18 protein-coding genes are annotated in these 23,718 nt (G+C 30.7%); 6 read left to right on the top strand and 12 right to left on the bottom strand.

All coding sequences use genetic code 11. The features are described 5' to 3' along the window. The first annotated feature begins 2 nt into the window (after window positions 1–2). From rnc to pyk, 3 genes are all read left to right on the top strand, one after another. Complete coding sequence (gene rnc, locus ES044_RS11940; RefSeq protein WP_147118052.1) at window positions 3–740, top strand: ribonuclease III; 738 nt, start codon at window positions 3–5, stop codon at window positions 738–740. 92 nt (window positions 741–832) lie between these two features. Then, window positions 833–1,303, top strand: a complete 471-nt coding sequence (locus ES044_RS11935; RefSeq protein ID WP_147118051.1) for an IPExxxVDY family protein — start codon at window positions 833–835, stop codon at window positions 1,301–1,303. 3 nt (window positions 1,304–1,306) lie between these two features. Further along, entirely contained in the window at window positions 1,307–2,734 is a 1,428-nt protein-coding gene (gene pyk, locus ES044_RS11930; protein ID WP_147118050.1) for a pyruvate kinase, read from the top strand. Between the two features lie 355 nt (window positions 2,735–3,089). On the opposite strand, the gene ES044_RS11925 is transcribed toward pyk, so the two are convergent. Beyond that, window positions 3,090–5,387 carry a M28 family peptidase gene (locus tag ES044_RS11925; RefSeq protein WP_147118049.1) on the bottom strand — a complete coding sequence of 766 codons (2,298 nt, stop codon included), beginning with the start codon at window positions 5,385–5,387 and terminating at the stop codon, window positions 3,090–3,092. A gap of 107 nt (window positions 5,388–5,494) precedes the next feature. On the opposite strand from ES044_RS11925, the gene ES044_RS11920 reads away from it, so the two are divergent. Further along, window positions 5,495–5,962 (top strand): CBS domain-containing protein, encoded by a 468-nt coding sequence (locus tag ES044_RS11920; RefSeq protein ID WP_147118048.1) that lies wholly within the window; start codon window positions 5,495–5,497, stop codon window positions 5,960–5,962. A gap of 37 nt (window positions 5,963–5,999) precedes the next feature. On the opposite strand, the gene ES044_RS11915 is transcribed toward ES044_RS11920, so the two are convergent. From ES044_RS11915 to ES044_RS11895, 5 genes are read right to left on the bottom strand one after another with little or no spacing between them, the layout of a single operon-like run. Then, entirely contained in the window at window positions 6,000–6,353 is a 354-nt protein-coding gene (locus ES044_RS11915) for a hypothetical protein (protein ID WP_147118047.1), read from the bottom strand. A gap of 11 nt (window positions 6,354–6,364) precedes the next feature. Further along, a complete protein-coding gene (locus ES044_RS11910; protein ID WP_147118046.1) occupies window positions 6,365–7,213 on the bottom strand; it encodes a hypothetical protein in 849 nt (282 codons plus the stop codon). A gap of 3 nt (window positions 7,214–7,216) precedes the next feature. Further along, window positions 7,217–10,909 (bottom strand): ATP-binding protein, encoded by a 3,693-nt coding sequence (locus ES044_RS11905; RefSeq protein WP_147118045.1) that lies wholly within the window; start codon window positions 10,907–10,909, stop codon window positions 7,217–7,219. Continuing rightward, window positions 10,893–11,465, bottom strand: coding sequence for a condensin complex protein MksE (locus ES044_RS11900; protein ID WP_147118044.1), 573 nt, complete (start codon window positions 11,463–11,465; stop codon window positions 10,893–10,895). Before ES044_RS11900 ends, ES044_RS11905 begins: the two co-directional genes overlap by 17 nt. A gap of 4 nt (window positions 11,466–11,469) precedes the next feature. Continuing rightward, window positions 11,470–12,666, bottom strand: coding sequence for a hypothetical protein (locus ES044_RS11895; RefSeq protein ID WP_147118043.1), 1,197 nt, complete (start codon window positions 12,664–12,666; stop codon window positions 11,470–11,472). A 296-nt stretch (window positions 12,667–12,962) separates the two neighbouring features. Here ES044_RS11895 and ES044_RS11890 point away from each other — a divergent pair, with 296 nt between their 5' ends. Next, window positions 12,963–13,301, top strand: coding sequence for a single-stranded DNA-binding protein (locus tag ES044_RS11890; RefSeq protein WP_147118042.1), 339 nt, complete (start codon window positions 12,963–12,965; stop codon window positions 13,299–13,301). 511 nt (window positions 13,302–13,812) lie between these two features. Here the strand turns inward: ES044_RS11890 and acs are convergent. The 6 genes from acs to ES044_RS11860 form a co-directional block, all read right to left on the bottom strand. Continuing rightward, a complete protein-coding gene (gene acs, locus ES044_RS11885; protein ID WP_147187193.1) occupies window positions 13,813–15,720 on the bottom strand; it encodes an acetate--CoA ligase in 1,908 nt (635 codons plus the stop codon). Window positions 15,721–16,178: 458 nt separating this feature from the next. After that, window positions 16,179–18,107 (bottom strand): glucosamine-6-phosphate deaminase, encoded by a 1,929-nt coding sequence (gene nagB / locus ES044_RS11880; RefSeq protein ID WP_147118040.1) that lies wholly within the window; start codon window positions 18,105–18,107, stop codon window positions 16,179–16,181. 11 nt (window positions 18,108–18,118) lie between these two features. Continuing rightward, window positions 18,119–19,096 (bottom strand): Gfo/Idh/MocA family protein, encoded by a 978-nt coding sequence (locus ES044_RS11875; protein ID WP_147118039.1) that lies wholly within the window; start codon window positions 19,094–19,096, stop codon window positions 18,119–18,121. Window positions 19,097–19,117: 21 nt separating this feature from the next. Further along, complete coding sequence (locus tag ES044_RS11870) at window positions 19,118–20,422, bottom strand: sugar MFS transporter (RefSeq protein ID WP_147118038.1); 1,305 nt, start codon at window positions 20,420–20,422, stop codon at window positions 19,118–19,120. A 42-nt stretch (window positions 20,423–20,464) separates the two neighbouring features. Next, on the bottom strand, window positions 20,465–21,529 hold the full coding sequence (locus ES044_RS11865; protein WP_147118037.1) for a phosphotransferase: 1,065 nt from the start codon (window positions 21,527–21,529) through the stop codon (window positions 20,465–20,467). Window position 21,530: 1 nt separating this feature from the next. Beyond that, window positions 21,531–22,445 carry an NDP-sugar synthase gene (locus ES044_RS11860; RefSeq protein ID WP_147118036.1) on the bottom strand — a complete coding sequence of 305 codons (915 nt, stop codon included), beginning with the start codon at window positions 22,443–22,445 and terminating at the stop codon, window positions 21,531–21,533. Between the two features lie 154 nt (window positions 22,446–22,599). Here ES044_RS11860 and ES044_RS11855 point away from each other — a divergent pair, with 154 nt between their 5' ends. After that, complete coding sequence (locus ES044_RS11855) at window positions 22,600–23,637, top strand: LacI family DNA-binding transcriptional regulator (protein ID WP_147118035.1); 1,038 nt, start codon at window positions 22,600–22,602, stop codon at window positions 23,635–23,637. Window positions 23,638–23,718 lie beyond the last annotated feature (81 nt).

The raw sequence follows: 23,718 nt of genomic DNA, 5'->3' as shown, positions 1-23,718 counted from the left end.
ATATGAACTTTATTCGTAAAATCGTTAACCCGCATTCAGATGAAGATAAGGTGTTATATTACGAACTAAAAAAACTACTTAACTTTTCTCCTAAAAGCATTAATAAATATAAAAAAGCATTTACGCACAGATCTGTGCAAATGTTAGATGATTACGGAAATCCTATTAATTACGAACGTTTAGAGTTTTTAGGCGATTCTATTTTAGGTTCTGTAATTGCTTCTTACTTATATAAAAAAGTACCAGCAGGTTCAGAAGGTTATCTTACGCAAATGCGCTCTAAAATTGTAAGTAGAGAGCATTTAAATGAGCTTGGCAAAGATTTAAATTTAATACGTTTTATAAATAGCAATGTAGACCAGGCTAATGTTGGCGATAATATTCACGGCAATATTTTTGAAGCTTTAGTAGGCGCTATTTATTTAGATAAAGGCTATAATTTTTCGCAAAAATTTATTTTTGAAAACGTAATTGTTCCTTATGTAGATATCGAAAAGCTTGAAGGAAAAATAACAAGTTACAAAGGATTGATCATAGAATGGTGCCAGAAACAAAAGAAAAAGTACAAGTTTGATACCTATGAAGATTCTGGTAACGAGCTCATAAAGCACTTTAGCGTTAAGATAAGTATAGACGGAGAACAAATAGCAAAAGGACGCGCAACGTCTAAAAAAAAGGCAGAAGAACAAGCCTCTAAAAGAGTGTATTACGCCTTTCAAAGCGAAATTTCAGTTAGTTAACTACGATAACGTTTTCGTTAATATCTCTGTAAAGCTCATAAACTATTAGTAATTTAGCATTTAAAATATGGAGCAAAAGCTAATTACTATTTATGCAAATTCATTCGTTAGGTTTAGATGTTTTATGTGAAGAAGAGTATTCTTTAATAGGAATTCATACCACATTAGAAGATTATAAATTAGCGTATTTATTAAATAAAAATTTAGGAACTCTTTTTTGTAAGTCTAAAGAAGATTTAAGCTTTGAGAAAATGCCTGAAACAACTTCTTTCTCTTTATTTAACTATTCAAATGAAAATTATGATTTTGAATGGTTTTTATTGGCAAATAGCTCAAAAAGAGAAAATCAGACAGCAGTAAGCCAACTGCAATTAATATCAGAAACAAAAACGTACTTAATACCAGAAAAGAAAAAAGTAGATTTTTTTATTAAAATTTCTGGAAACGTACCATACAGTCTTGTTGTAGAAACTGTAAATAAAATCAAAACAATAGATCAAGTAATTACTTCTTATTCAATTGATAAGGATACATTAAAATCGAAAGATTTTTTAATATTTTAAAATATGCCAAATAATAACAAAACAAAGATAGTTGCAACGCTAGGGCCTGCAATAGATAGTAAAGAAATTTTAACAGAGTTAGCAAGAAACGGGGTTAATGTTTTTAGAATTAACTTTTCTCATGCAGATTATGAAGATGTTAAAAATAAAGTAAGAATCATTAGAGAAATTAATGATGAGAACGGATTTAACATCGCAATTTTAGCTGATTTACAAGGCCCAAAATTACGTGTTGGGGTAATGGAAGATGGCGTTGTTTTAAATGATGGCGACACGTTTAAATTTACAACAGAAAAGTGTATTGGTACCAAAGAAAAAGCTTTTATGACCTACAAACGTTTTCCTAAAGACGTAAAAGTAGGGGAACACATTTTGGTTGATGATGGTAAACTAATGTTCGAAGTAGTTTCTACAAACAAAGAAAATGAAGTTGTTGTAAATGTTGTTGTTGGTGGTGCGTTAAAGTCTAAAAAAGGAGTAAACTTACCAAATACAGCAATTTCTTTGCCTGCTTTAACTAAAAAAGACAAAGAAGATGCGGTGTTTGCATTAGGTTTAAATGTAGATTGGATGGCCTTATCTTTTGTAAGAACACCCGATGATTTAAGAATGTTGCGAGATTTAATTGCAGAACATTCAGACTATAGAGTTCCTATCATTGCAAAAATAGAAAAGCCAGAAGCGGTTAAAAATTTAGATGCACTGATTCCTTATTGTGATGGATTAATGGTTGCTCGTGGAGATTTAGGAGTAGAAATACCAATGCAAGACGTACCGTTAATTCAGAAAAAATTAGTGAGACGCGCTAAAAGAGCAAGAATTCCTGTAATTATTGCTACTCAAATGATGGAAACAATGATCGATAATCCTGTACCAACAAGAGCAGAGGTAAACGATGTTGCCAATTCTATTATGGATGGGGCAGATGCAGTAATGCTTTCTGGAGAAACTTCTGTGGGTAAACATCCTCTTAAAGTGATTCAGAAAATGTCTGAAATTATTAAAAGTGTAGAAAACTCTAGAATGATTAAGGTACCACAAGAGGCACCTCATATTAGAACCAATAGATTTATAACAAAATCTATTTGTCATCATGCAGCAATGATGGCAAATCATACAGACGCTTCTGCTATTTGTACGTTAACAAACAGTGGGTATACAGCATTTCAAATTTCTGCTTGGAGACCAAGAACACATGTTTTAGCATTCTCTACAGACAAAAGAATTTTAGGAAAACTGAATCTTCTTTGGGGGGTAAGAGCGTACTATTATGACAAGAATTTTTCTACAGATGACACTGTAGAAGACATCAATAGAATAGCCAAAGAGAAAGGTTTTGTAACGACAGGAGATTTAGTAATTAATCTTGCTTCTATGCCCGCAGAGTCTAAAGGAATGGTAAATACATTACGTGTTACTGAAATAAAATAACAGTAGTGTATTAAATAGATATTGAAAAGCGTTCTGAATCTTCAGAACGCTTTTTTTTTATGTTGGATGATTATGCTTTCGCTTAAATCAATATCGTTATTATACGTATTACTCTAATTTTAGATTTCATTTTTTCTAATACTAATTCTTCTAATGGATGTCAATTTAAGCCTGTAGAAAATTTTTTAATAGGATACTAGCTTTCAGTAACAAGCTCAAAAGATATTTTGAGTTTTTATTTTTTGACAATTTTATACCGTTAAATAGTTAGTTTCATAAAAATAAGTCAAAGTACACCTTCAGAAAACTGGTTTTTCAAGAATATTTTTTGTGCGCCGTAAAATACTGTTCAAGTCTAAAATGGTAATTTTTTACTGATAATGATAGCGTCATTCGTTACAAAGGGCATCGGCATCATTTCTTCAGATCTCGGATTAATTGAAAAATTAGGATTTGTTAATAAGTCATAAGAAATTTCATTTAAAATAATATCTAATGGTTGATGGGCATCAACAGTAAACGAAAGTGTAAGCTCATCATCAGTATTGGCAATTGTATAGGATAAAAAAGTTCCTTTATCAACGGTATAACTTTTACCGTTTAGTACAAGCGCATCATTTATTTTAAATTGGTTTAGAGTCAGCGGATTTTTAGTTATAAACTCTAATTTATTTACTTTTCTTTTCGGAGTGATCACAAGTTCTAAAAATCGTTTACGTTCAATAATAGTATCCATTTCGATACTGATAGCAGAAGAAATAATGTTTTTATATTCGGTTTGTTGGTAATGCTTAAAAGTAGTATTGTATTTACTTTTAGTCTCTGCATTTGAAATGCTACCTTTAGTGATTGTATCCTTAAAAATTTGTGCTGTATAAGCATCAAAAGTGGTATTATAAGTTGCAAAGAAAGCTGTTTGATCATCAGGATTTTGAATATACACAAGGCTATTTGGTTTTTTATGATCGATAGAAAAACCACTTGTATAGGTCGCATATCCAAAGAAAATAATACTAAAAAAGCCACAAAACTTTAAGATCCAATTCGATTTTTTATGATCAAAGGTTAGAATCATCAATCCAAAAATTAGGGCAATTATAATTCCACTTATAAAAAGATTTTTTAAACCTAAACCAACAGGAAACATTTTAATTAAGGGAGCAAACATGTAAATTGTAGGAATAGATAAAATAGTAAAAAGAATGCGTTTAGACCGGTCTTGTAAATTCATAAAAATAGCGATTGCTAAAATGAGTAAGGCAGCAAAAACCGGAATGATAAAAAAACCAGACCCTTTTAAATAAATACAAATTAGGGCATTAACTAGTAGCCAAATAAAAATAGGAGCAACGAGTAAATCTGTTGTTTTATCTTGTTTTTTAAAGTATTTGTAGGTTTTTAACAAAACCCAAAGGTTTAAGAAAACAAAAGCAGTAATATATACATAGCCATTGTAGGTAAAACCCTGTAAAATATCTACGTAGGCTGGATGTATAATTTGTAGCAATTTCCAACCATAAAAAGAAATGCCACCACACAAAATTATAGAAATTAGAAAAGGAACAAAGCCTATAAAAACACCTTTTATAGTGATTCTATTTAGAGAAAATCCGAAGAAAAGTAACACTAGAAATAGAATACTAGCAATAATAAACATGGTGTTTACGTAAGAAAAAGGATAGGTAAGCAAGTTTGTAAAAGGAAAATTAATATACACAAAATCTTCATCAGAATTTAGATTTTCTAAATCAGAATTGGCAAAATAATTAAGCGAAGTTGTTAGGTAGTCTGCTTGATGTAAAAGCGTTTCTCTGTCTAAACGTTCATAAGAATCTTGGGCTGTATGATAATCGAAGTGATCCCCAATAAATGCAAAATTAAACCCGTTAATGTCTGCATCTTCTCTAAAAACCGTTAAATCTGTATCGTTGGGTAATTTTTTATAAACGCTGTACATTAAAGAGTTTGCTGCAGGAAAGTTTGGTTGAGTAGCTAAAAATTCTGTTAATAATTTACTGTTTTTTCCATTGGTTTCCATTAACATATAACTAGGTCCGCCGCTTCCTCTAGCCTCAAAATTTAAAACTAAACCAATATCAGCTGTCCAAGAATGTTCGTTAACAAAAGCTTGTGCACCCAATAAACCTATCTCCTCTGCATCAGAAATTAAGATGATCAAGTCATTTTTAGGAGTTTCATTTTTTGCTAAATACGCTCTAATTCCCTCTAAAATAGTTACAACGCCAGAACCCGCATCACTGGCACCTAAAGATGAATGCATATTTGAGTCGTAATGTGTTAATAACATTAACGCTTTTCCGTTTTCAGAACCTGGCAAACGCGCCAAAATATTCTCTGTGGTGGTGGCAGAAAACCATTTCTTTTGAAAGGCAGTTTCAGTTTGTATTTCAGTTTCAAAGCCTAATTTTTGTAATTCTTTTACAATATAATTTTGAACATTTTTATGTTCTTCAGAGCCCACGTAATGCGCTTTTTGGCTAATATTTTTTAGATGATGCAATGCATTTTCTAAAGAAAAATCTGTGTTTAAGGTGGTTTTTTCTTTTGGTAAAGGAGGTGTTAAATCAGAAAAACTCCAATAGATAACGCCTAAAATAATTAGCATAGATAATATAGAAGATACTCTTTTCATTTAAGGAATAAGTTTTTATAAATGTAGTAAATAAAAAAAACTTTATGGGGATGTAAAAGGAGAGATAAAATTCTGTAAATTAGAAGACTACTTAAAATAACTAAATTATGGGAATTAAAAGCTTTCAAGGAAAAAGAGATGCATCACAAGAAAAAGAAGAATCTCAAATTTTAGTGTCTGATTATATGACAACAAACTTAATTACTTTTAAAGCTGAAGATTCTTTAGATCATGTAATTAATGAATTAATTACCTATAAAATTTCTGGTGGGCCCGTTGTTAATGACAATAATGAATTGATAGGAATTATTTCTGAAACAGATTGCATTAAACACATTTCTGAAAGTAAATATTATAATATGCCCTCTGATACCAATAACACGGTTGGCAAATACATGGTTACAGATGTAGATACAATTGATAAGAATATGAATATTTTTGATGCTGCTTTTAAGTTTATTTCTTCTCATAGAAGAAGGTTTCCTGTTATAGAAAATGGCAAATTAATTGGGCAATTAAGTCAGAAAGATGTTTTAAAAGCTGCAATTAAGGTGAAAGGAAATACCTGGAAGTAAAACACTATTTGTTTGTGTGCTGCATTAACGAGTGCGTTTATTTTTCTTTTCTAATTAATAAAAACAACTCATTTTCTAACGCTAAATAACCTTCGTTGTAAATATAAAAATAGGTGTTGCCGGTTTTGGTATGATAAATTGATGTAAAAAACTGAAAATCGAAACCTTGGTCATATAACTTTGTTCTTGTTACTTTGGTTTTACCAGAAATGTTTAATTCTGATAAAATTTTGTAATTTTTTCGAAGTCTATTATTAATATTTCTAATGAGGTTTTTACTGTCTTTATTTACCTTATTATTATAAGAATTTCTGCAATAATCAGAACAAAACTTTTTGTCTACTCTTCCTTTTAAGGTTTCATCACATTCTAAACATTTCTTGGTTTCCATTTGCGCTTTTTTTAAATAATAAAATATTCTTGATCTAATCCTTTTTTTTCTAATTGTATTATTTCAATTAAATCTAAAATTTTAGATTCTTGTATTTTTTCTAGTTTGAAATTTAATTTTTGCTTATTAAATCGTTCTCTATTGCCGTTTTCTTTTAGGATTTCTGTTATGTTTTTAGGGATAAAAAACGTTGCTTTTTCTAATAAATGCTTTTTATATTCATTCAAATAAATACCAATTCCCGCAATATCAAAATCGCCAAAATGTAAATAGGTATTAGGAGTTGATTGCATCCATTTTATAAAATCTTTATGCTGACTCTGCGGATAACGCGATATAAAAAGTGGATGCAAATCTCGAAATAAATGTTTTTGTGCTTGAATGTGTCTAAAATTACTAGCATTTTCAACACCAATTACGGTTATATGAGGCGGAATTTTAAAAGTTTCGTAATCATACATAAAAGTAAAACTTCCGTCAGAAGGTTGTAAGATGATTTCTTTATTATTTAATGTTGCTTTTATAGGATGATAACAGTTTACTAAAAAACCTTTAAAAGTTCTTTCTTTTGAGTTTTTAGAATCGGTGGTGATTTTTACAAAATCCGCACGACTAGAATCTTCTTTTTCTAAAGCTAAAATATACTTGTTTAAGTGTTTAATTTGTAATTGATTTGCCAAATACATATGCAAACTCTTTTCATTTACCAACTGTAAATATTTTTTATGTTTTCCGCTTCTAAAAATAATGTTTTCCGCGACTAAATCGTCAATCAATTTACTTTTAGCAGTGCTATTCGCAATTGTTTTGCCCTTTATCAACTGAATTAAAATTTTTGCTATTTTTAAAGTCAACTTCATACATTATAAAACTTTACTAGTTATTTTGACTAATCTGTTAATTTTTGTAATGTATCTTTTAGGGTCATTTTTAGCTTGTTCTTTAGCTAATTTATAGGTGTATTTGTAGTCCGTTGCATTCTGACTTATTGGCGATCCATTAATTAAAAGGATGTTTCTTTCATTGGCAAATCTTAAAATACCCTTTACATTATTTGGGTGAAGCCTCCCAATTTCATCTAACATGCAATGCAATTTAAAATCTTTAAATTTTTTGGATGCGCTCTCTTTAAATACATTTAAAAGCAAAATATTAATCATCGCTTTAACCAAAACATCGGTGCCCTCGCTACCTACATTCGATAGTTTTTCTACCCAACCAGAATCGTTGTCGTTTTCTACAATTCTAAATTGTAAATCGAAAGATTCTGAAAGTGTTAAAGTCGTGTTTTTATATTTATCAATTGCTTTTACCAACTCTTTAAGTAAATCTACCGCTTTTTGATTTTTTGAATCGCTATCAGAAGCCGTAAAAAGATTTGATTCTCCTAAAACCAAGCTATGTTCGTCATTAAATTCTTGAATTTTTATCAATAACTTAACAACAGGATTCGAGCTTGCTTGCGTTCGCATTTCCATTTCTTTAATGGCTTCCACAAAGTTTTTATTGACAAAATCGTCATTTATTTTTTTAATAATTTTCTCAATATCGCCTTTTTTAGAATTCAATTCTGTCGTTTCTCTGCCAATTAAACGAATAATACTTGCAAAACGATGGTTGACTCTTTTTTCATATTGATTGATTTTATCTTCGTCGATAAACTCTTTTAAATCTGTTGCAAAAATTAATAAATCTGCATCTGAATTCAATTTTACTTTAAAGTTAAAAACATTGTTTTCATTAAAATTACCGATAAAAGTATTGGTAGATTGTTGTAAATCGTTAAAATTCCCAATGCCTTTATAATGGTTTTCCGTTATTTCAGAAATGATGATACTTCCTGTTTTTAAGTTTTTTTTGTCTTTAGTAGGATTAGAAATATAATGTTGTACATCAATAAAAGCGTCAGATTTTTTGAATTCTAGAAACTTGTTTTCATCTTTCTCAAAGTCATCAAGTTTAGATTGAAGTTCTCCGACAATTTCTTTTTGATTTGCGTATTTTTTATCTAAACTTCTTGTTTCAGCTAGATGTTCTTTGCTGATTGCGATTTGCTTTTTTTCGAGACTTATTTTTTCTACTTTAAATTCAGGTATTTTATCAAAAAGCTCTCTTTTATCTTTTTCATAATCAAAAACCAAACGCTGGTTTGTATTTATAAATAATAAATCATTTTTAATTTCATTCAATCTTTTATCAATAATAGCCAGTCTTTTAGTGTCTGCACCTTTGTTGTCTAATACGGTTGTTTGCTGTTTTTTTAATTCTTGAATTCGTTTAATAGAAACTTTTTTATTAGCAAAAATTGCGGCATTTATTTCGAGAATTTTATCATCTTTTAAAAGCGCTAAACTTGTTATTTCTTTGTTGCGTTCATTTTCTTTTAAAGTAATTTTTCTTTTGATTCCTTTTTTAATGTTCTCTAGAAGTTCTACAGCTTTTAATTTTTTTGAAGCAATTTCTTCTAACTCTTGCGCTATCTTTTGATAACTGTTTTCCTTTTCTTGTTTTGATTTGGTAATCCAATCTGTTAATCCAACTTTATGCGCCTTTAATTTTTGAGTGCTTTGCACAATAATGTAGTTATTTTCTGCAATAGCATCCTTAAATTCTTTTAGTATTTTTCTGAACCTGCTTTTTAATTTTTGAAGATGAGTATCTTTATCTTCATTAATTTTCAAAATTATTTTATGAATTACAAGTTTTTCATTTTTTAAAGTTTCAATATCTTGATGATATTCTTCGACTGTTTTTATACGAGTTTTAAGCGCATTCAAATTTAATTCGATACCAAAGAAGGTAGAAGTACTTTTATTTACTAATTTTGGATTCAGTTCCGTGTTAAAAAGCACCACATCTTCATCAATTACTTTACCGATAGTATGTTCCCAACCAGAAATATTTTCATTTAACCAGCCATATAAAGAAGATGTACTTTGATTTATTTTAGTCTCAATATTCTTTATTTTTTGAGCTATTTTTTCTAGGTTTTCTCGCTCCTTATCAATTTTAATTTCAGTTGTATTTTCATCTTTGCGCACCTCTAATTCCCATGCTGTTTTAGTAGTAACAATTTTATCGTTAGCATTTGAAATAATAGCGTTTGATTCTTTTATAGATGCATCTAGCAGTTTTATTTCTTCTTTAAATTGTTCAATTTCAGCAATAAAAAAGGTTTGATGTTTTAATTCAGAACTTTGTCTTTTACAACGGTTTTCATTTTCAATAACAGTGTTTAATTCGTTTTTATAGAGTTCTTTTTCATCTTCATTATCGTCTTTAATTTGATGAATTAATTGTTGATAATTTTCATGAACTAAAGTTTTATTTTCTCCAAATGTACCATTCAGTGTATTGATTGTTGCATTTTGAGTATTTGAAAACTCTTGTTTTTGGATTTCCATTTTAGAAATTAAAGCGTCATATTTTTGAGCAATACTTGTAAAATTAGAGGTAAGCAATGTATTTTCATCGCTTAAAGCTTTATGTTCATTTGTTAAGTTCTCTTTTCTCGCAACTTTTTTTATGATGTCTTTAATATTTTTATTGTCGTATTCAGTTTGTTTCAACTTTGCTTTTGCCAATTCTTTTAGGATGTACTTAATATCAGAAACAAGGTCTTGTTCTCTTTTACGATGCGTTTTAGTTAAGTTTTCTTTCTTTTTAAAAAGTTCAGATACTAGTTGATGTTGATGTTGAAAATTAGTTGCCAGCAGCGGTTTTTCATTTTCAATAAAAGCCATTCGCAATCCTAAATTATTTGCTAATTCCCTTCTTTCTCGCTTTAAAAAATTAAAAATTCGATATTCGGTAATGATTTTATCAGCCTGATTTCTAATCAATATTTGCCCTTTTTTATTCTTTTGAAACCATATTTTAATATCGTTTATTTCAGATTCAAAATCTCGTAAATGACTTTTTGAGTAGTTTTCAATATCTATAGTAAATTCTTCTTCGTTGATCGAATTTATAATCGTGTCCTTTATAAATTTAGCTTCTAAATTAGAATTTAGTAATACATTTTGTATCGTTCTAGGGATGTTTTGATATTGCTTGCTTTCCGTTAAAGCATATTTTCTGAATTCAGGTTTTAAGCCTTTATTATCGCCATAGATAATTTTTCTAAATTCCTCATAACTAGAAATTATTGAGGTGTAATAAATCTCTTTTCCTAAAGCAGTTCTAATTTTATCCCAACTTTCAAAAGCTTTATTATTGTCAATAAATAATGCTCTTTTGTATTCCGAATCAAAAAAACGATACGCAACTTTGCCGTTTACTTTATAGGCTAATACGCAATACGGAATGGTATCTTTTACAATTTCATAGATAATATAGGAGTTTTGATATTCAAAATAATAATCGTCAAAACTCTTTTTCTCTCTCGGAATTCCTAATTTTATTTTATTTGCGTTGTAGAAAAATAAAATTGCACGCAATAAAGTGCTTTTCCCAACACCTTGCGTGCCAATTAAATGAACATTTCCATCTAACTCAATTTCTGCATAACTTACAGAAGCACTGTTTATAAAAACTATTTTATTCAGGTATCTCATTTTCTACTTCTTCAGGAATATTAATAGTTGTGATGATGTCTTTTAAATAGTTAAAAGACGTTAAAACTTTGTAGGTTTCTGTAATTTCATTTTCAAGAGTGATAAAATTATCTTTTACTAATTTTTCAATCACCTTTTTAACTCTATCAGGATTCGTTTTTTTATCAGATGTAATTTTTTTGAGCGTTTTTAATTTTGTGTTTAAATCGGCATTATTTTTTAGTTGATTAATAATATCCGAGGGCGAAAAACGATACCCAACATCAAAAGCAGAATCGAACGTTTTTACAAAATCTAAAACATCAATCCACTGAAAAGCTTTTTCTAGCTTTCGATCTAAATCTACATTTTTTTCAGCACGACTAAAATAAAAATATTCGTTTCCTTGTTCTAAAACATATTTAATTTGATAAAAATAGTCATGTAAATCTTCAAAATTATCAGGATTTTCTAAAACTGTGTATAATTTCTGAATTTGCTCATTTGGGCTGTTAGAGCAAATAAAGTTTCCTTTCCGAAGAATTTCAAATATTTCTGAGGTGTATTTTGTAATCATAGTTTTATTTCGGATAAATTAAGGCGTATTCAACACCATTACTTATTTGAAAATCAGTCTTAATTTTAAATTCTAATTCATATTGAGAAGCCATTTGGCAAAAGATAGTTACGCGCTCATTAAAAGTTACGTTTTTACCAAAATGATAGTTGATAATAAAGTTGAAAAGGTGGTCGCTGGTTGCCAAAAAACCGTTTCTTACTTCCTCTAATACAATGGCAATTTCTTGTTCAACATTATTTTCGAGAAACTCATCAGAAATTGTATCGGCTAAAACGGGTTTAAAAAGTTTTCTGTTTTGCTGATTTTTCGCGATTCTTTTAATAGCCTCAAAAGCTTTTTCATCACTTCTTAAAAGATCGATAGATACATTTAAGGGTTCAAAAATTTTGGTTTCAAAAATAATTTCGTTTTTGTGGGCTAAAACTTGTTTGATATCTGTTTCTGCTTCAATGGTAAAATGGTCTTTTAGATATTTTAGTTTTCTTAATTTCTCTAAAAATTTGCCTTGAATTTTAATCTGATTTAAAAAATTAATAATCTGTTTTTCTATTTCTATTAAATTGTGCGAACATTCGCCAAGTTGATATTTTAACGCTACAATAATTCGCTTTAATTCTTCATCTAACCCTCGGTTAAAAAAGGTAGTTTCTTCTTCGTCAATTAATTGTAAAGTTTGTTTTATCAGGTTTTCTACAACCGTTCTTTTTGCATCAAGATTTTCTAGTTTTAATTTTTTGTTTTTATAATTAACTTCATTTTTAAAAGTTGTCTCAATATTTCTTCTTAAATCTACCACACTTTTCAATGTGATAATGCCCATTTTTCGGAATGTTTTTTTTATCAATCGCAGATAATCATACTTCCTATTTTCATTCGTTTCGTTTAAGAAGTAATTGATGTTTTCTTTGATATTTTTAATGTTTTCATCAATATAAGATAGGTTGATTTCTTCATTCACATCGAGTACTTTTTCAAAGAATTCTAAAAAATCGTCATCAAGTTCTAAAAGATTTCCGTTTTTTCTAAGAACGTTTCTTTCTGTTAAAAAATCAACTCTGTTCTCATCAAAGTCAACCAATTCTTGGGCATCAGAAAGTTTATAATCAAGTTTCTTTCTTTTACTAAACATTTCAGATATCAGTTTTTCTTCTCTTTTAAGAGTAGAAACCAATTCTTTTATGTCGCTAAAAGTGTTCATTTTTTTTTAATTAATCAATATTAAGTATTGCATTGCTGGTTTAATAAATGGGCCTATCTGTATAAATAATAAATATACTATTAATGCTTTGGTTTTACATGGTTTGCCGTTAGAAATATCCAATTACAAACGACTACAAATAATTACAACCGAAAGTAATTGTTTTGTAACCGAATAAACCTTGATTGGTGTCGCAACTTTGCAGTGTTATTAGTGCTGAACTCGATTCAGTGTCTTTTAAACAAAAACAAATTATAAACTTGCATTTAAATAAAAAGTGCATAAAAACTTATCTTATGAATACGTTAAGAAACAAAGTACAATTAATTGGTAGATTAGGTCAAGAGCCAGAAATTATCACGTTTAAAGATGGTAACAAAATGGCAAAATTTTCTATGGCTACAGATGATAGTTACAAAGACAAAGATGGTCATAAAGTAGAGCGTGCTTATTGGCACAATATTGTTATTACTGGCGGTTTGGTAAAAGTTGTTGAGGGGTATGTTAAAAAAGGGCAAGAAATTGCAGTTGAAGGCAAATTAACCAATAAATCTTATGAAACAAAAGAGGGCGAAAAAAGATATGTGACAGAAATTTTAGTGAATGAGTTATTGCTGTTAGGAGGTAAGCAATAACGAAAGTAGTTTGTCAAATAAAAAAGGTATCAGTTTTAGCTGATACCTTTTTTTGTTTTCTATTTTAATCATTGTTGTTCGATAAAAGAAACCAGAGCGCTGTGCTTTTAGAGCCAACCTGCATGGCGGTTGGCCTATAGATTTGCAAAGTTACTTTTAAGAAAATAATAGAAGAGATAATTATGATGATAAGATTTTTTTTTGCTACTTTTTTTGTCGATAAGTGCATCAGGCAGGGAATCAAGACTATATTATACCTAACTTAATATCAGATAAAAAACAAGGATAAATTTCTCAATTTAAAATTAATTCTAAAAACAAGGTATCACTCTAAAAATCAAGTGTAGTCTCTTTACTTGAAAGCGCTTAATTAACGTATGCTATTTTTAATCGGACACAAATAATTTTTAAGATTCAATTTTATCAATCTAACAGAAAGAACGTATTTGAGCAATTAAAAATGGCGTGTTGTTAAGAATGCTAATTATTTATGCGTTTTTCTTTATGTTTTTTACAATCTGTGATCAATAATAGTTTGTACTACTTCAGGATTTAAAAGCGTAGAAACATCGCCTAAATTATCGATTTCATTAGAGGCTATTTTTCGTAAAATACGACGCATAATTTTACCTGATCTAGTTTTTGGCAATCCGTCAGAAAACTGAATTTTATCTAATTTTGCAATTGGTCCAATTCTATCAGCAATTAATTGATTTATTTCTTTTTTCAGATTGTCATGATTTCTACTTTCGCCAATATCTTTTAAAGTGATATAACCATATAATGCGCTTCCTTTTATATCATGCGGAAAACCAACAATGGCAGATTCGGCAACTGCAGGATGCTCGTTAATAGCGTCTTCAATGGGTGCTGTTCCTAAATTATGACCAGAAACAATAATTACATCATCTACTCTTCCTGTAATTCTATAATAACCAACTTCATCTCTTAAAGCACCATCACCCGTAAAATACATATTTTTATATCCTGAAAAATAGGTTTCTTTATAACGCTCATGATTGCCCCAAATAGTTCGTGCAATACTTGGCCAAGGAAATTTTATACACAGTCTTCCCTCTACTTGATTTCCTTTTAATTCGTTGCCATTTTCATCCATCAAACAAGGTTGAATTCCGATAAAAGGCAAGGTTGCATAAGTCGGTTTTGTTGGTGTTACATAAGGAATTGGAGTTATCATCATGCCACCAGTTTCTGTTTGCCACCAGGTATCAATAATCGGACTTTTCTTTTTCCCTATATTGTCATTAAACCAATGCCAAGCTTCTTCGTTAATGGGTTCACCTACAGAACCTAAAACCTTTAAAGACGATAAATCATGTTTATCAACCAATGCTGTTCCGTGTTTTGCTAAAGCTCTAATAGCTGTTGGTGCGGTATAAAATTGATTTACTTTATGCTTTTCTACAATTTCCCAAAAGCGTCCAAAATCAGGATAACTGGGTACACCTTCAAAAAGAACCGTAGTTGCGCCGTTTGCAAGCGGTCCGTAAACAATGTAAGAATGCCCAGTAATCCAACCAATATCGGCGGTACACCAATACACATCATCTTCTTTATATTGAAAGGCATTTTTAAAAGTATACGCTGTATATACCATATAACCGCCTGTGGTATGCACCATTCCTTTTGGTTTGCCCGTAGATCCTGAAGTGTATAAAATAAATAACGGATCTTCGGCATCCATTATTTCTGCTTCACATTTTTTAGAAGCTTCGTTTAACAAAGGCTGTAACCATTTGTCGCGCCCTGCTTTCATTCGGATGTTAGCATTAGTTCTTTTTGCTACTAAAACTGTTTTTACGCCAGCACAATTTTCTAAAGCTTCGTCTACAATTCCTTTTAAATCGATGCTTTTTGTACCTCTAAAAGAGCCATCCGAAGTAATGACCATTTTACAATCCGAATCATTAATTCTTGTTGCTAATGCTGTGGCAGAAAAACCTGCAAACACTACAGAATGTATAGCGCCAATTCTAGCACAGGCTAATGTTGCTATTGCCAATTCAGGAATCATAGGTACATAAATACAAACTCTATCTCCTTTACCAACATTGTTAGCTTTTAATACATTGGCAAACTGATTAACGCGTTCTGATAGTTGTTGATAAGTAATATGTTGCGCCGCTTCGTTAGGATTATTAGGTTCAAATAAAATAGCGGTTTTATCTGCTCTAGTTGCCAAATGCCTATCGATACAGTTTTCTGTAATATTTAATTGTGCACCCTGAAACCATTTGATTTCGGGTTTAGAAAAATCCCATTCTAAAACTTTATCCCATTTTCTTCTCCAAATAAAATGTTCTTCAGCAATCTCTTCCCAAAAATTTTCGGGTTCACGAATGGATTTTCTATAAACTTGATAATATTCTTCTAAATGTTTAATATGGTAATTACTCATAAGAATAAATTGGTTTTAATTGGTTACATCTATACACTACTGCCGATAATTTTTCCTTAATTTTAGTGAAGGTAAACTTTGATTTGAAACTTATAAAAACAGCATACTCTTTATGGATGACTTTTACAGCGCAAACAATAAAATATCCTTTAGGAAAGCTCACTTTTAAATCTCTATTTTTGTCTAGTTGACACACTTTAAATTCTCTACTTAACCAATTAATCAGTGTATCAAAATCAGTACTTTGTTCTAGGCAATCATTTTTAGAAAACTGAAAATAAGAGTGATTAAGCTTCGGATTTATTTAACGATATTGGTTTTTTATATAGGTATCACCCTATTTACTTTACCAATATTTTAGTGATATTAGTTTTAATATATTTTTTTTGCAACATCTTTTAGCGTTCCAGTAGCAGATAAATTAGAAAATTTATCTGCTATCGAAACGTTTTAACGCTCTAGAAATGCCATCTTACAAAGGCCTCCATAGCGGCATAATGCGCCAAACCTAAAGAATCATAAATACCTGCGGTTTCTTTGTTTCTGTCTTCTGCACGTTGCCAAAATTCTCTACTATCTGCACCTTGAAAAACAACGCCATCTTTTTGAGATTGATGTTTAAAGATTCCTTTTCTTTTTTCTAACACCTGATCGGGTCCCATAGGCACCGCCATTTCAATTTCATCAATTCCCCATTCTTGCCAAGCACCTCTGTATAACCATACCCAACAATCGTCCATAAATTTTTTGTGTTTTATTTCTTTTACTGCAGAAAATACAGCATCTAAACAAACTTTATGGGTTCCGTGCGGATCGGCTAAATCTCCTGCAGCAAATATTTGATGCGGTTTAATTTCCTCTATTAAATCGGCTGTTATTTTTAAATCAGCTACTTTAATAGGATTTTTTTTGATGGCACCTGTTTCATAGAAAGGTAATTCCATAAAATGAATTTGGGCATCTGGCAAACCGATAAAATGACAGGTTGCTCTTGCTTCACCTCTTCTAATTAATCCTTTTATATAGCGTACTTCTGGAGTATCAATTTCGCTTGATTTTTTATTTTTTAAAAATTTTGCGGCTTTTTTGTAAATACTGGTAGCTGCCGTATTTTCTATTCCGAATTTTGTATTATAATCACATACAAAGCTGGCAAAACGCAATGCTTCATCATCGGCAACAGCAATGTTTCCTGAAGTTTGATAACCGATGTGTACTTCATGCCCTTGCTCATGTAGACGTTTAAAAGTACCACCCATACTAATAATATCATCGTCTGGGTGTGGACTAAAAATTAATACACGTTTTTTTGCAGGCTCGGCTCTTTCTGGTCTTTTGTGATCATCAGCATTTGGTTTTCCTCCGGGCCAACCTGTAATTGTATTTTGTAATTGATTAAATATTTTAATGTTGATGTCATAAGCAGGTCCAGAATCTGCTAATAAATCGCTCATTCCATTTTCAATATAATCTGCATCGGTTAACATTAAAATGGGTTTTTTTAAATCAAGTGCCAAGCTTAAAACGGCTTTTTTACTTAATTTATCTGTCCAAATAATTTTTTCAACCAACCAAGGTGTGTTTATTCTTGTTAATTTAGAAGACGCTGCTTTGTCTAAAACAAAAGTTGCATTATTGTGCTCTTGTAAATAAGATGCAGGAACTCTGCTGGTAACTTGATCTTCTGCAGATTCTTTAATAATGTTTGCTTTACTTTCTCCCCAAGCCATTAAAATGACTCTTTTAGCTTCCATTATTTTTTTAACACCTAATGTAATGGCAGTTCTTGGTGTTTTATCTAAACCAGAAAAATCTCCGCTTGCGGCTACTCTTGTAATATGATCTAAAGCGACGAGTCTTGTTTTAGAATTTTGAAGCGAACCAGATTCGTTAAATCCAATATGACCGTTTCCGCCAATTCCTAAAATTTGTAAATCGATACCGCCTAAAGCTTCAATTTTAGCTTCATATTCATCACAATAATTTCTAATATTTTCTTTAGATAAAGTGCCATCTGGTACGTAGCAGTTTTCTTTTAAAATATCGATATGATTAAATAGTTGCTCTTGCATAAAACGAACATAACTATTCACAGAGTCGGGTTCCATAGGGTAGTATTCATCTAAATTAAAAGAAACCACGTTTTTAAAACTTAACCCTTCTTCTTTGTGTAAACGCACTAATTCTGCATACAATCCTTTAGGAGAAGAGCCTGTTGCTAAACCTAAAATACAGGGTTGTTTTTGAGATTGTTTTACCTTAATAAGGCTTGCTATTTCTTGCGCTATCTCTTTTGATGCCGATTTAGAGTTATTAAAAACTACCGTTCCAATATTCTCGAATCTTTTTTCGAAACCTGTTGCTTTGTCGATTGTACTTTTTAACATTTTTCTGTTTTTTAATGATTATTTTTTAATATACTTTCTAATACCCAAGAGGCTTGTGCTGCCGTTTTTCCTGTAGAAGGATGTTTGTTATTTTCTGCTAAATGATGTTGCATGTTTTGAACATGGAACAATTGTATATTTTCTGGATGCTCGATACTTAAAGTCTCTTTATGATTACCGTGTTCTAATACAATCGGATTTTCATCAAAAACAGAAAAACTTATTTTCCCTTTTTCGCCGTATATCTGTACTAAATCCTCTCTTTTTTCTGATCCAAAGTTCCAGCTACCAGAACCTGTAACACCAGATGTATGAAGCCAACTACTTGTAATAGCATCCATAGCGGTATATAAACCTTGTTGGTTGGTTGCAATGCCTTGGGCATTTTTAATATCGCCTAAAAAATGAATTAATAAATCTATTCCGTGAGAAGCTAAATCGTCAAAATAGCCTCCTTTAGCAATTGTATAATCTGTTCGCCAATTGTATTTTTTAGAGATATCAATGTCATTTGCGGGCTTGCTTAAATGCCAATTTACATGCCTTACTTGTCCTATTTTATTTTCGTTAATCCATGATTTAATTTGATTGAAGCGAGGAAGTGATCTTCTATAATACGCCACAAAAAGAGGAATATTTTTGGCGTCAAATGCAGCATTAATTTGCAAACACTCTTTATGCGCTGTTGCCATTGGTTTTTCTATACAGCAAACTTTACCTGCTGCTGCAACTTTAAGCGCATAAAATGTATGTGAATCTGGTGGAGTAGCTATATAAATAGCGTCAATTTCTGGATCATTAATGAGCGCATCTGCATCTCCATAAAATTTTGGAACTTGATGTCTAAAAGCATAATCTTTCGCTTTTTCGATATCGCGCCTCATAACGGCATGTAAATTAAAACCATCTACTTTTTGGTACGCTGGTCCGCTTTTAATTTCGGTTACACTGCCGCAGCCAATAATTCCCCAATTATAATTTTTGGTCATTTGTTTTAAGTTTACAGATTCTTATTTTGTCCAATTTTTAATTTTGTGTCCCCATATTGCAAAAAACAGAATAATTACATAACAAGGAATTAAGATCCAGTAGCTACTTGTAGAAGCGGTAGCCATAGCATCTGCTTCTTGCAATCCGTTAGCAATTAATTCTAATTTATTTGCATCAACAATTTTACCATACAATGGCGGAATGATTGCGCCACCAGAAATTGCCATGATTAAAAGAGCGGAACCCGTTTTTGTGAATTTGCCTAAACCATTTAAAGTTAAAGGCCAAATTGCCGGCCAAACTAAAGCATTTGCAATCCCTAAACCAGCAACAAATAATATAGATATAAAGCCTGTTGTATTTAAAATACAGCAACTAAAAATTATTCCTAAAATGGCACTTGCAATTAAGGCTGTTTTTTGTTTAACGTATTTAGGAATTAAGAAAACACCTAAGCCATACGTTGCAACCATTGCCAATAAAGTATAGGTTGTAAAATATTTAGCTTCTTCACCTGTAAAACCTAATGAAATTCCGTAAGAAATAATAGTATCACCAGCAATTACCTCTGCACCCACATAAACGAATAGCGCTAAAACACCCAACCATAAATTAGGGAATTGAAAAATGCTTGTTTTTGCTGTTTTTCCTACTTCAACTTCTTCACTCTCGTCTGCCTCTACATTTGGTAAGGGCGCTTTTCTTATTAAGATTCCCAATAAAAATAAAACAATTGCCATAATGATATACGGCATAAAAACACTGTCTGCCATGGTATCTAGCAACAGGTTTTTTTCTTCTAAAGTTGCACTACTTAATTTTTCTTTTGTTTCATCAATTCCTGATAATAATAAGGCTCCAAAAATTAGAGATCCTAAAGCACCAGCGGTTTTGTTTGCAATTCCCATAATCGCAATACGTTTTGCACCACTTTCTATAGGTCCTAAAATGGTAATGTATGGATTTGCAGCTGTTTGTAAAATAGTCATTCCTACTCCCTGAATAAAAATACCAGCTAAAAATACCCAATAGGTTCTTGCTTCTGCTGCGGGTATAAAAACCAAAGCACCAACTGCCATAATAATTAATCCTAAAGACATTCCTTTTTTGTAGCCAATTTTATTTAAAATATAAGAGGCGGGTAGCGCCATTACAACAAAAGAAATGTAAGATGCAGATGCTACTAAATAAGATTGTGCATCTGTAAGCTCGTTTATGGTTTTCATAAACGGAATTAGCGCTCCATTTATCCAGGTGACAAAGCCAAAAATGAAAAATAAACTTGCAATAATTACAATTGCTACGGTGTTCTTTTTTTGGTTCATAGGTATGAAGATTAAAAGTATTTATGAATTAATATTTAATGGTTATGATGATAATTTTTCAGAAAAACTCGCTATCAATTTAAATTGATTTTTGGCTCTGTCTAAATTGTGCTCTTCGTAAGTTGTTTTATAATACATATCATTATTCAGGTAATCTGTTAAAAAACGAATTGCCATGATAAAGATCATTGTTTTTGCGGCTAAAGGCAAATAATTTAATTCTATTTTAGACAAAGAACCTTTTGTTTTTTCTAAAAATCCTTTTTCGTATGCTTTGTAATACCTTAAATTAAATTCTACTTTACACAGATCTTTTTCATCTTCTGCGGCAGTATTACAAATTGTTCTAATGGCATCACCAAAATCATAATGAATAATTCCTGGCATAACAGTATCTGTATCGATCATACAAATTCCCTTTTTATTTTTATCAAAAAGAGAATTGGCAATTTTAGTATCGTTATGAGTAACTCTAACAGGAATACTCCCGGCTTCTTTAAGCTCCTGAAGAATGTGCATTTCATTCCTTAAATCTGCAACAATTTTTGTGTATTTAGTTACTTTTTCTAATCTTTTTTTCGACGCACTTTGAACGGAAGACGCATATTGAGCGTAGCGAAAAGACATGTCATGAAAATTAGGAATCACATCGATTAATTGAGCACTATCAAAGTCTGATGTTAAGTTTAAAAATTCGCCTAAAAGTTTACCTCCTTCATAGGCAATTTCTTCATCTTGCACTAGTTCATGCGTAACACTGTCATCAATAAAAATCATCATATTCCAGAAGTCGCCATCTTTTTTTAAATAATAGAAATCAGAATTTGTAGCTTTTACAAAACTTAAAACCTTTTGATTTAATTTTTCTTCGGATACGTTCGGATATTTACTTTTAATATGGTTGCTCGTAATAACTTTGTTATTGACCAAACCAGGCACATCTTTAAAAACAGCATGGTTTATTCTTTGCAAAATATAATTCGTTGTGCCTGATGATTTTACTAAAAAAGTATCGTTTATGTGACCAGAATTTAACTCGGCATGACTTACATAATTTGATTTATGGTCGAACTCGTTAAAAATAGATTTTATAATTTCTGTGTTCATATTAGTTCCATAATTTTGTTGGATATACTCCGTTTTCCTTTAATGTATTAATCTCATTTTGTGCCGTTTCTTTGTCTTCGCTGTATGTAACACCAAACCATTTTGAGTTAGATTGCAATACTTTTACAGACACTTTTTCTGAATCGAGCATTTTATTTACAATAGTTGGTAAATAAAACTCGGCTTTTAACTTTCCTTTACTTTCTTCTAAAAAGGTTAAAAACAATTCATTCCCAAATTCAAAACATTTAGGTGTAAAACCCCAAAAGTTCATAGAAACGGTGCAGTTCTCATCAATAGGAATCATGTTGCCATTTTCAGTTTCACTTTTTAGTACTCCATCTATTTTTTCTATTCTAACACGTTCTGTAACATCTGTTAAAAAATTATTTTCATCAACACTGCACTCTCCTCTAGAAACATAACCGTTTTCTGAAATTGTGTTTTTTAAAGAATATGCAACCATGCTAAAATTGTAACTATTTGAATCTGTATTTCTTAATTGTTCTGCAATCGCATCAAAAGCTTGTCTGCTGTAAAAATCATCGGCATTAATAATGGCAAAATTTTCTTTTACCACTTCTTTTGTCATTAATAAAGCATGCCCTGTTCCCCAGGGTTTTACTCTTTCTGGATCGATATATTTTTCTGGAACGGTATCTAATTCTTGAAATACGTACGCTATTTCTATTTTGCCTGCCAATTTTTTATTAAAAAGAGTTTTAAATTCTTCTTCAAAAGATTTTCTGATGATAAAAACAACCTTACCAAAACCAGCTTGTATGGCATCGTACAGCGAAAAATCAATAATGGTATCGCCTTCTGGGGTAAAGGTGTCCATTTGCTTTAATCCGCCATATCTGCTTCCCATTCCTGCCGCTAAAACGACTAAAGTGGGTTTGTTAGTTTTATTCATAATTATCTGATTTAGAAAGAGTTTTTAGTTTAAAACTTAAATACAATCGATTGTATTTAACACAAATGTATATCATTTTTTTTTAATTCGCAAAGAAATTGAAGTAAATGTGTTCGAACACATTTTTTAAAATTAAATCGATATATTTGTGAAAATGAAAAAATACACCATTAAAGACATTGCAGAATTAGCCGGCGTATCTAAAGGAACTGTAGATCGCGTAATTCATAAAAGAGGAAAAGTATCTGCAAAAGCATACGAAAAGGTAAATGCCGTCTTAAATGAAATAGATTATAAGCCAAATTTACTCGCTCGAAGTTTAAAAAACACAAAAGAATATCATATTTGTGTTGTGTTGCCAGATTATAAAGAAGATGCTTTTTGGACGCCTTGTTTTGAAGGAATTCAAGAAGCGATTAATGAATATAGTTCTTTTGGTATTTTTATTGAATATTACTTTTTTGATCTGATGCAGCCATCGTCTTTTTTAGAGGTGCATAAAAAGGTGCTCGGCTTGTTGCCAAATGCGGTTTTATTGGCGCCACTTTTTTACAAAGAAACCGTTAAAGTTGTTGCCAATTATAACAACGCAAATATTTTGGTTAGTAAATTTAATAATCAATTAGATATAGAAAATAGTAAGAATTTTGTGGGTCAAGATCTTTTTAAAAGCGGAAGAATTGCGGCAAGTTTAATGAAAGAAATAACTTCAAAAAACGCAACAATTGCGATTATAAATATTGATGAAGACAGCAATAATGCTATTTATGTTCAAGAAAAAGAAAAAGGATTTAGAAGTTATTTTAACGAAATAGGGAATTACACTATTGTAACTTGGAATTGTAAGCAACAAAATATCGATGATACATTGGGAGATTTTATTGACAATCATTCAGGTTTAGCCGGGATTTTTGTAACCACTTCTAAAGTTTATAAAATAGCAGCGTTTATTAAAAACAAACAATTAGCCCACATAAAAATAATAGGGTACGATTTACTAGATGAGAATATTAAGTATTTGAACCAGCATATTATTCATTTTTTGATTCATCAAAACCCTAAAAAGCAAGTGTATTTAGGTTTGACGTATTTAGTAGAGCACTTTCTTTTTAATAGAGAAATACCTGCTAAAAGCTTGTTGCCCATCGATATTATTACTGCAGAAAATCTAGATACCTATCTTGAGGTATAAATAAAACAGCTTCAATTCAATACCTATTTATAGTGCCGTTATTCGTAAAAATACTAGCGTCAGTCTCCAAATTTTAATAGT

The organism is Polaribacter sp. IC066, assembly GCF_007997085.1.
GTDB lineage: Bacteria > Bacteroidota > Bacteroidia > Flavobacteriales > Flavobacteriaceae > Polaribacter.
This window is presented reverse-complemented; position numbering and strand designations above follow the sequence as displayed.

What these genes read in the sequence shown, in the direction of transcription:
- ES044_RS11915 (WP_147118047.1), bottom strand. Translation starts at nt 6,353, where the DNA reads ATGGAAACCAAGAAATGTTTAGAATGTGATGAAACCTTAAAAGGAAGA.
- ES044_RS11895 (WP_147118043.1), bottom strand. Translation starts at nt 12,666, where the DNA reads ATGAACACTTTTAGCGACATAAAAGAATTGGTTTCTACTCTTAAAAGA.
- ES044_RS11935 (WP_147118051.1), top strand. Translation starts at nt 833, where the DNA reads ATGCAAATTCATTCGTTAGGTTTAGATGTTTTATGTGAAGAAGAGTAT.
- ES044_RS11925 (WP_147118049.1), bottom strand. Translation starts at nt 5,387, where the DNA reads ATGAAAAGAGTATCTTCTATATTATCTATGCTAATTATTTTAGGCGTT.
- ES044_RS11905 (WP_147118045.1), bottom strand. Translation starts at nt 10,909, where the DNA reads ATGAGATACCTGAATAAAATAGTTTTTATAAACAGTGCTTCTGTAAGT.
- ES044_RS11865 (WP_147118037.1), bottom strand. Translation starts at nt 21,529, where the DNA reads ATGAACACAGAAATTATAAAATCTATTTTTAACGAGTTCGACCATAAA.
- ES044_RS11920 (WP_147118048.1), top strand. Translation starts at nt 5,495, where the DNA reads ATGGGAATTAAAAGCTTTCAAGGAAAAAGAGATGCATCACAAGAAAAA.
- ES044_RS11900 (WP_147118044.1), bottom strand. Translation starts at nt 11,465, where the DNA reads ATGATTACAAAATACACCTCAGAAATATTTGAAATTCTTCGGAAAGGA.
- rnc (WP_147118052.1), top strand. Translation starts at nt 3, where the DNA reads ATGAACTTTATTCGTAAAATCGTTAACCCGCATTCAGATGAAGATAAG.
- ES044_RS11910 (WP_147118046.1), bottom strand. Translation starts at nt 7,213, where the DNA reads ATGAAGTTGACTTTAAAAATAGCAAAAATTTTAATTCAGTTGATAAAG.
- ES044_RS11870 (WP_147118038.1), bottom strand. Translation starts at nt 20,422, where the DNA reads ATGAACCAAAAAAAGAACACCGTAGCAATTGTAATTATTGCAAGTTTA.
- ES044_RS11875 (WP_147118039.1), bottom strand. Translation starts at nt 19,096, where the DNA reads ATGACCAAAAATTATAATTGGGGAATTATTGGCTGCGGCAGTGTAACC.
- nagB (WP_147118040.1), bottom strand. Translation starts at nt 18,107, where the DNA reads ATGTTAAAAAGTACAATCGACAAAGCAACAGGTTTCGAAAAAAGATTC.
- acs (WP_147187193.1), bottom strand. Translation starts at nt 15,720, where the DNA reads ATGAGTAATTACCATATTAAACATTTAGAAGAATATTATCAAGTTTAT.
- ES044_RS11890 (WP_147118042.1), top strand. Translation starts at nt 12,963, where the DNA reads ATGAATACGTTAAGAAACAAAGTACAATTAATTGGTAGATTAGGTCAA.
- pyk (WP_147118050.1), top strand. Translation starts at nt 1,307, where the DNA reads ATGCCAAATAATAACAAAACAAAGATAGTTGCAACGCTAGGGCCTGCA.
- ES044_RS11855 (WP_147118035.1), top strand. Translation starts at nt 22,600, where the DNA reads ATGAAAAAATACACCATTAAAGACATTGCAGAATTAGCCGGCGTATCT.
- ES044_RS11860 (WP_147118036.1), bottom strand. Translation starts at nt 22,445, where the DNA reads ATGAATAAAACTAACAAACCCACTTTAGTCGTTTTAGCGGCAGGAATG.